We start from the raw sequence: 7,116 nt of genomic DNA, 5'->3' as shown, positions 1-7,116 counted from the left end.
CCCCCCACGAAGGCCCCCCAGACACCTCCATCCCAAGCCAGGCCCTCACCCATCAAGCCGCCCCAAACCACCACCCCACCCCCAGGAAGCCCCCCACAACCGACGACCACACCACCCCGGGGCCCACACCCCTGGACCCCACACCCCTGGCCCCCGCGAGCATGGACCCCGCGAGCATGGACCCCGCGAGCATGGACCCCGCGAGCATGGACCCCGCAAACATGCGGTCCGCGAGCATGGGGTCCGCGAGCATGGGGTCCGCGAGCATGGGGTCCGCGAGCATGGGGTCCGCACACCTAGACCCCGCAGACTCCGGTCCCGCACACCTGGACCCCGCAAGCATGGGGCCCGTACCCCCCGGCCCCGCGCACCCGGGACCCGCGCGCCCGGGACCCGCGGACCTGGGACCCGCAGACCTCGGGCCCGCAGACCTCGGGCCCGCAAGCACGGAGCCCGCGCACCCGGGACCCGCAGATCTGGAACCCGCAGACCTCGGACCCGCAGACCTCGGGCCCGCAGGCCCTGGACCCGCAAGCACGGAGCCCGCGCACCTGGGCCTCGTGGATCTGGAACCCACAGATCTGAAGCCTGCAGGCGTGGAGCCTGCGGACCTGGAACCCGCGCACCTGGGCTCCACGCGCCTGGGTCCCGCAAACCTGGGTCCCGCAGGCACGGAACCCGCAAGCGTGGAACCCGCGCACCTGGAGGCCGCACGCCTGGAGGCCGCAGGTGGGGAGTTCGTTGGTGGTGGGCTTCTTCTTGGAGAGGACGGTGTTGCTGGGGGCGGCGTGTTGGGCGGCGGAGAGCCCGGGCTGGCCGGGGGGCGGGGCGGCGTTCACGGTGCTGGCGACGGTGGGGGCGGCAGGGGCGGCTTCGGGGGTGTGTCCCCGGAGCGGGTGGCGCGGATGATGTTGTGCGCCATGGCCGAGCCCGGGGAGCCGTACGTCAACCGGATGATCAACGCGGTCGGGCCGGCGGGAGTGATCGACGCGGTGCGGAGCGGCGCGATCCCGGAGGCCGTGCGGGTGGAGCCGGAGGAGCACGGGAAATTCCTGGCGACGTTGGAGCGCTGGCGGATCAGGCTGGCCGACGTCTCTCCCGAGGAGGACATGACCGTGGCTGAGCATCTGGGCTGCCGGTTCGTGTGCCCGGGGGACCCCGAGTGGCCCACCACGCTCGACGATCTCGGGGTCGAGCGGCCCTACGGGCTGTGGCTGCGCGGGCCGGAGGATCTGCGGTTCACCTGCCTGCGTTCGGTCGCGGTGGTCGGCTCGCGCGCCGCGTCCTCCTACGGGATGCGGTTCGCCGCCGAGCTGGGCGCCGACCTGGCCGAACGCGGCTGGGCGGTGATCTCCGGCGGGGCGCTGGGCATCGACGCGGCCGCCCACCGGGGCGCGTTGGCCGCCGACGGCCCCACCGTCGCGGTTCTCGCCAACGGCGTGGACGTTCCCTATCCGGCGGCCAACGAGGGGTTGTTCGCCGAGATGGCCCGCCGCGCCCTGCTGGTCAGCGAGTCACCGTTGGGCGCGCATCCGCGGCGAACGCGGTTCCTGGTCCGCAACCGGGTGATCGCCGCGTTGTCGCGCGGCACCGTCGTGGTGGAGGCCGCCCGCCGCAGCGGTGCGCTCAACACCGCCAAGTGGGCCCGCCAGTTGGGCCGCGAGGTGATGGCGGTCCCGGGCCCGGCGGACTCGGTCGCCTCGGTCGGCTGCCATCGTCTGCTACGCGACCAGCCGCCCGCCCTCCTGGTCACCCGCTGGGAAGAGGTCGTGGAGGCGGTCGGCCGGATCGGCGCCGATCTGGCCCCCGAGCCCGAAAGCCCAGTGCTGCCCCGCGACCACTTGGAGCCGGTGACCCGAGCGGTGCTGGAGGCGTTCCCATCACGTGGCACGACCGGCACGGCCCAGCTCGCCACCAAGGCGGGCGTGGATCTCGCCACCACCAACGCCAAGCTCGGGTTGTTGGCGGCGGCGGGCTTCGTGGAACGCGCCCCCGGCGGCTGGCGCCTCACCAAAGCCGCCAAGATCGACTCCCCCGCCCTCGCCACCGTCCCCGCAGACGTCCCGTGCGGCCCTCACCCGACCGGAGCACCCCAATGACCTCCTGGACGAGGCAAGACGCATCCCGACGGGCAACCGGCTCTCGCCATCACAAGCCGCGCACCAGCACAAAAGGCCGTCGCCTCAAAGATCGGCATCGGAAGGCGAACCATCCGGGTCCCGCATGGGCAAGAGCTCCCGGCAGCCCGCGCCCAACGGACGGGACAGTGCGCTCGCTGGACCCTCTCCAACGCACGAGCCGTGGTCCTCGCGCGTTCCCCTAGAGCCTGTCTCAAAGCCGACCTCAAACACGCACGCGAGCGCGTTACCTGGCCTGCGGACCCGAGGTTGGAGGTGCGGGTTCGCAGGTCAGATCGCGAAGCGATGTCGCGCTCGCCGAGACCTGGTCAGGCGCAAGCCGCCAGGCCAGCGCCGTGGGCCGTCAGGCGCGCGCCGTGGGCCGTCAGGCGCGCGCTGTGGGTCAGGGCTTTGGAACACGGCTTGGGTCTGGGTCGAGGTCGGGCGTATCGCTGTTGAGTGATCGGAGGTGTGCGATGGGGGCGGTTCGTTCTGGGGTGCCTGGTGAGCTGGGGTGGGTGGGTCGTTGAGTTCGGGGTCCGCCTGATCGGCTTTTGGCGGACTGGAAGGGTCGGGGCTAAGCGGTGCCGCCGAGTTTCGCGGCTCGGCGGCACCGCGAGCCGCGTGAGCTGATCTGACGGATACCAGCGGGCTCGATCGGTCGCAATCACCAACACGATCGCGTCCGCCCCATGGCGGGGCGCTCCTGGACCGGCAAGGCCGAGCCGATCGTGCAGGCATGGAACATCCTGGGAACCGACCTGACGCCCTCCCAAGGTGCGCCCGGACCCGACCAGCGGTGGGACTTCGACGGCGGGTTCGCGCTGGTCTACCTGACCAACAGCAGGTTCGGCCCGACCCGCCCGGTGATCTTCGCCGACGGCTTCGACGCCGGCCCCAGCGACCCCGACGCGATGTGGGCGCACGTGCAGGGCGAGGGAGAGGACACCGCGCAGCCGGGCTTCAGGCTGGCCGAGGTGCTGCGCGCGAGCGGCCACGACCTGATCATGCTGGGCTATCACGAGCGGTCCGCGCCCATCCAGGACAACGCCCAGGTCGCCATCGACTGCGTCGCCCGGGCCACCCACAACAAGATCGGCGACACGCCGCTGGCGGTCGGCGGGTTCAGCATGGGCGGGCTGGTCACCCGGTACGCCCTGTTGAAGATGGAGAAACAACGCCGGCAGCACCAGACCGCGGTCTACTTCTCCTGGGACAGCCCGCACCGGGGCGCCTGGATCCCGATCAGCCTCCAGGCGCTGGCGCACTACCTCAAGGACCAGGACGGCATCGCCCAGATGTCGGACCACGTCAACAGCCCCGCGGCGCGCCAGATGCTGCGCTGGCACATCGAGACCGTTGACGACGACCACGGCACCGAGCCCGATTCGCTGCGCCGGGAGCTCCTGTCGGAGATGGAGCAGATGGGCACCTGGCCGTCCGGGCCGAGGCTGCTGGGGCTGGCCAGCGGGTCGGGCGACGGCACCAGGCTGCCGATCCCCACCGGCACCGAGATGCTGAAGGTGACCGGTCTGCTGCACCCCTACCGCACCACCACCCTCTACGCCCAGACCAGGCTGGTCGCGCACCTGAAGCGCCAGCGGGTCACCGACCCCCCGCCTCCCGTCGACAAGCGCACCAACGGCCTGCCCGAGCTGGACTCCGCGCCCGGTGGCAGGCTGCGCAGCTTCGGGATCGCCCGCAACGCCCTGGCCCAGCTGGGAGCGGTGGAGTCCGACCACGAGTGGGTCGACTTCGTCCCCACCGTCAGCGCCGTGGCGATCGGCGACATCGACCAGCCCGATGAGCTGTTCACCCCGGTGAACTCGCTGCCTCCCGAGAACAGCGAACTGGACGGGTTCACCTGGGCCTCACAGAACCAGGAGCACTCCCGGGTCACCACTGAGCTGGCCGAATGGCTCCTGGACCGCCTCCCCAAGTAATCCCGCCCCGCCGCCAGCCGGACGCCCCGGCCCCATCGCGCACGTGTCGGGGCGTCCTGGCGATCGCAACCCCCAAGCCGCATGAGAAGCGGATGGACGGCCGAACACGGCGGCTTCTCTGGCTGAACGGGCCGCCAGCGTGTGGCCAACGGCAGGGAAGCCGCCGTGTTCGCCGGGCGAGAGCGCTCCGCCAGTTGCGGGCGATCTCGATCACCTGCCTGGTCGTCGCCGCCGTACTCGGGCTGTGCCTGATCGTCGGCAGCGTCGCCGGTGAGTCTCCGCTCCTTGCGTCGCGCTTGCTTGCGGAGGCCGGGGCAGGGGCGGCCGGGACGTCGGGCTCGGGCGGGGCCTTCGTCTGGTTCGGTCCGTGGCCGGTGTCGGTGGTCGTGGTCTGCTTCGGCCGGGGTGGCCGGATCCGGCGGTGGATCGAGGTCTGGTTTCGTGTTTTCAATGACGGGGACGCCCCCGATCTTTGGGAGAACCGATGCTCCGGAGTCTCCTCGTCCTCAGCAGCACGCTCGTCGCCCTGTCGGCGGCGCCGGCCTCGGCGGCGGCCGCGGTGACCTACGACGTTCGCGGCGGTGACGCGTTCAGCGCCACACCCTACTCCGGACGGTGCACGATCGGCTTCTCCGTCCAAGGCGGCTACATCACCTCCGGCCAGTGCGCCCGCGCCGGTCAGAGCGTCATCGGCTACAACGGGGTCGCCCAGGGCACCGTGCAGGGCACGACCTTCCCCCTCAACGCCGTCGCCTGGGTGAAGACCAACAGCAGCTGGCGGCCGCGCGGCCTGGTCAACCGCCACGACGGGACCTTCGTCGCCGTGCGCGGGGCCCAGGCGGCGCCGGTCGGCTCGGCCGCCTGCATGTCCGGGGCCGTCAGCCGCTGGCGGTGCGGCACCATCCTGGCCAGGAACGTCACCATCAACTTCCCCGAAGGCATCCTGTACGGGGTGATCCGCACCAACATCTGCGCCGGGCCCGGCGACCTGGGCGCCCCGCTCGTCGCCAACGGGCAGGCCCAGGGCACCCTGGTCGCCGCGTCGAGCGGCGGTTGCGCCTCCTACTTCCTGCCCGTCAGCGAGGCGCTGGCGGCCTACGGCCTGGTGCTGCTGACCGAGTAGACCGGGGCCGTCCTACCGGATCCACCGGCGGATCGCGTCGATGGTGGTCTCGGGGCTGGTGTTGAAGCAGAACCTGATCCCCGGCGACATCTCGCCCACCGCGTTGACGAGGCGTTCGAACAGCAGGGTGTGCTCGGGAAAGACGCGGATGCCGGCGCCGATCATCACGACGCCGAACGGCCCCGCCGCGGCGCGGTCGCGCACCACCGTCTCGGCCGCGTCGGGGTCGGCCGGGACCAGGCACGTGACGAGGTCGATCCCCGCGTCGCGCACCGCCCGGTCGCCCGCCTCGATCCGCGCGGTCAGCGTGGCCTCGTCCAGGCCCGGTATCCGGCTGAAGTCGATGGCGCCGGGATGCAGCCCGATCGACAGCACGGTGCTCGATCCGTTCAGGATCTCCATCGTCTCGTTCCTTCCTGTCACCAGGGTGTGGGGCCATTGCGGTCGAAGAAGCCGCCGGTCGGCCCGTCGAGGCCGATGCCGGACAGCCGGACGATGGCGTCGGTGCCCTCGGTGAGGGTCTGGTGCCCGGTGTGACCGTTGAGGTCGGTGGCGGTGTAGCCGGGGTCGACGGCGTTGACCCGGATGTCGGGGAGGGCGGCGGCGTACCGGTTGGCGATCATGTTGAGGGCCGCCTTCGACGCCGGGTAGCCCAGGGCGGGCGGCACCAGCCCGGCCAGCGCGGGGTCGGAGAGGGTGGTCACCGAGCCCATGCCGCTCGACACCATCACGATCCTGGGGTTCTCGGCCGCGCGCAGCAGCGGGAGGAACGCGCTGGTCACGCGGACCACGCCGAAGACGTTGGTCTCGAACACCTCCCGGAGCCCGTCGGCACGGGTGTCGGCCGGCGCCGCCCGCGGACCGCCGATCCCGGCGTTGTTGACGAGCACGTCCAGCCGCCCGGCACGCGCCTTCACGGCGTCGGCGGCGGCCCGCACGGACGCGTCGTCGGTGACGTCGAGCTGGACGAACTCCACCTCCAGCCCCTCGTCCGCCAGCTCCCGCACGGCCGTGGTCCCCCGCCCGGCGTCCCGGGCGGACAGGAACACCCGCCAGCCCATTCCCGCGAACCGCCGGACGGTCTCGCGCCCCAGGCCCCTGCTCGCCCCGGTCACCAGGGCGATCGTCGTGCTGCTCATGGAACGAGCGTCGCGGACGCGCCGTCCGCGCTCCAGGGCCGGTCTCCCCTGGGACCGGCGGTACCACCCCGGTCCCTGCGGCACGATGGGGATCATGGACAGAGCCGAGTTGGCCACCGTGCTGCGGACCGCCCGTTCGCGTGTCAGGCCGGCCGATGTCGGGCTGCCGTCGGGGCCGCGGCGCCAGGTTCCCGGGCTTCGCCGGGAGGAGGTCGCGCTGCTGGCGGGGCTCAGCGTCGACTACGTCGTCCGGCTTGAGCAGGGACGCGGCCCGAAGCCCTCCCCGCAGGTGCTCGGTGCGCTGACGCGGGCGCTGCGGCTCAGCGACGACGACCGCGACCTGGTGTTCCGGCTCGCCGGGGCCGAGCCCCCGCGCGCCGGACGCGTGCCGATGCTGGTGCGCCCCACCGTGCTGCGGATGCTGGACCGCATGTCCGGCCTGCCGGCGCTGGTGCTGTCGGCCAGGTCCGACGTGCTGGCCTGGAACCCGCAGGCCGCCGCGCTGCTCGGTGACTTCGCGGAGCTGCCGCCGGTCCGGCGCAACCTCATCTGGCAGTGGTTCCTCGGTGACGGACCCGGCCGCATGCGGCCGGCGGCGGAGGACGAGGAGGAGGCCGCCGCCCGCTGCGTCGGCTGCCTGCGCGCCGCCCAGGCCCGCTACCCCGGCGACCCCGACCTGGCCCGGTTCATCGCCGACCTGCGGGCGGGGAGCGAGTGGTTCGACGAGCTCTGGCGTGCCGGGCGCTCCAGCACCCTGCGCGCCGGCACCACGACCATCGAGCATCCGGAGCTGG

The 7,116-nt window shown here is 72.5% G+C and carries 6 protein-coding genes; 4 read left to right on the top strand and 2 right to left on the bottom strand.

The window, feature by feature from the left end; all coding sequences use genetic code 11:
- The first annotated feature begins 920 nt into the window (after nt 1-920).
- The 3 genes from dprA (at nt 921) to AKI01S_RS47545 (ending at nt 5,183) form a co-directional block, all read left to right on the top strand.
- A complete protein-coding gene (dprA, locus tag AKI01S_RS47555; RefSeq protein WP_245682091.1) occupies nt 921-2,099 on the top strand; it encodes a DNA-processing protein DprA in 1,179 nt (392 codons plus the stop codon).
- Nucleotides 2,100-2,809: 710 nt separating this feature from the next.
- On the top strand, nt 2,810-4,060 hold the full coding sequence (locus tag AKI01S_RS47550; RefSeq protein WP_067833463.1) for an esterase/lipase family protein: 1,251 nt from the start codon (nt 2,810-2,812) through the stop codon (nt 4,058-4,060).
- A gap of 484 nt (nt 4,061-4,544) precedes the next feature.
- Nucleotides 4,545-5,183, top strand: coding sequence for a S1 family peptidase (locus tag AKI01S_RS47545; RefSeq protein WP_067833460.1), 639 nt, complete (start codon nt 4,545-4,547; stop codon nt 5,181-5,183).
- A gap of 12 nt (nt 5,184-5,195) precedes the next feature.
- On the opposite strand, the gene AKI01S_RS47540 is transcribed toward AKI01S_RS47545, so the two are convergent.
- Both AKI01S_RS47540 and AKI01S_RS47535 read right to left on the bottom strand, forming a co-directional pair.
- On the bottom strand, nt 5,196-5,585 hold the full coding sequence (locus AKI01S_RS47540) for a hypothetical protein (protein WP_067833457.1): 390 nt from the start codon (nt 5,583-5,585) through the stop codon (nt 5,196-5,198).
- A 17-nt stretch (nt 5,586-5,602) separates the two neighbouring features.
- A complete protein-coding gene (locus AKI01S_RS47535; RefSeq protein WP_067833454.1) occupies nt 5,603-6,322 on the bottom strand; it encodes an SDR family oxidoreductase in 720 nt (239 codons plus the stop codon).
- Nucleotides 6,323-6,416: 94 nt separating this feature from the next.
- Between AKI01S_RS47535 and AKI01S_RS47530 the strand changes: the two genes are divergently transcribed.
- Nucleotides 6,417-7,116 (top strand): helix-turn-helix transcriptional regulator (locus tag AKI01S_RS47530; protein WP_067833451.1); only part of this gene is annotated, 700 nt, incomplete at its 3' end.

The sequence above is a fragment of the Actinomadura kijaniata NBRC 14229 genome (genome assembly GCF_001552175.1).
In the GTDB taxonomy this organism is placed as follows: domain Bacteria; phylum Actinomycetota; class Actinomycetes; order Streptosporangiales; family Streptosporangiaceae; genus Spirillospora; species Spirillospora kijaniata.
Note: the sequence above shows the minus strand (reverse complement) of the source record. Positions and strands in the feature narration are given on the sequence as shown.

Coding starts and splice junctions, on each gene's coding strand:
- dprA (WP_245682091.1), top strand. CDS start 921: ATGGCCGAGCCCGGGGAGCCGTACGTCAACCGGATGATCAACGCGGTC.
- AKI01S_RS47545 (WP_067833460.1), top strand. CDS start 4,545: ATGCTCCGGAGTCTCCTCGTCCTCAGCAGCACGCTCGTCGCCCTGTCG.
- AKI01S_RS47535 (WP_067833454.1), bottom strand. CDS start 6,322: ATGAGCAGCACGACGATCGCCCTGGTGACCGGGGCGAGCAGGGGCCTG.
- AKI01S_RS47550 (WP_067833463.1), top strand. CDS start 2,810: ATGGCGGGGCGCTCCTGGACCGGCAAGGCCGAGCCGATCGTGCAGGCA.
- AKI01S_RS47540 (WP_067833457.1), bottom strand. CDS start 5,585: ATGGAGATCCTGAACGGATCGAGCACCGTGCTGTCGATCGGGCTGCAT.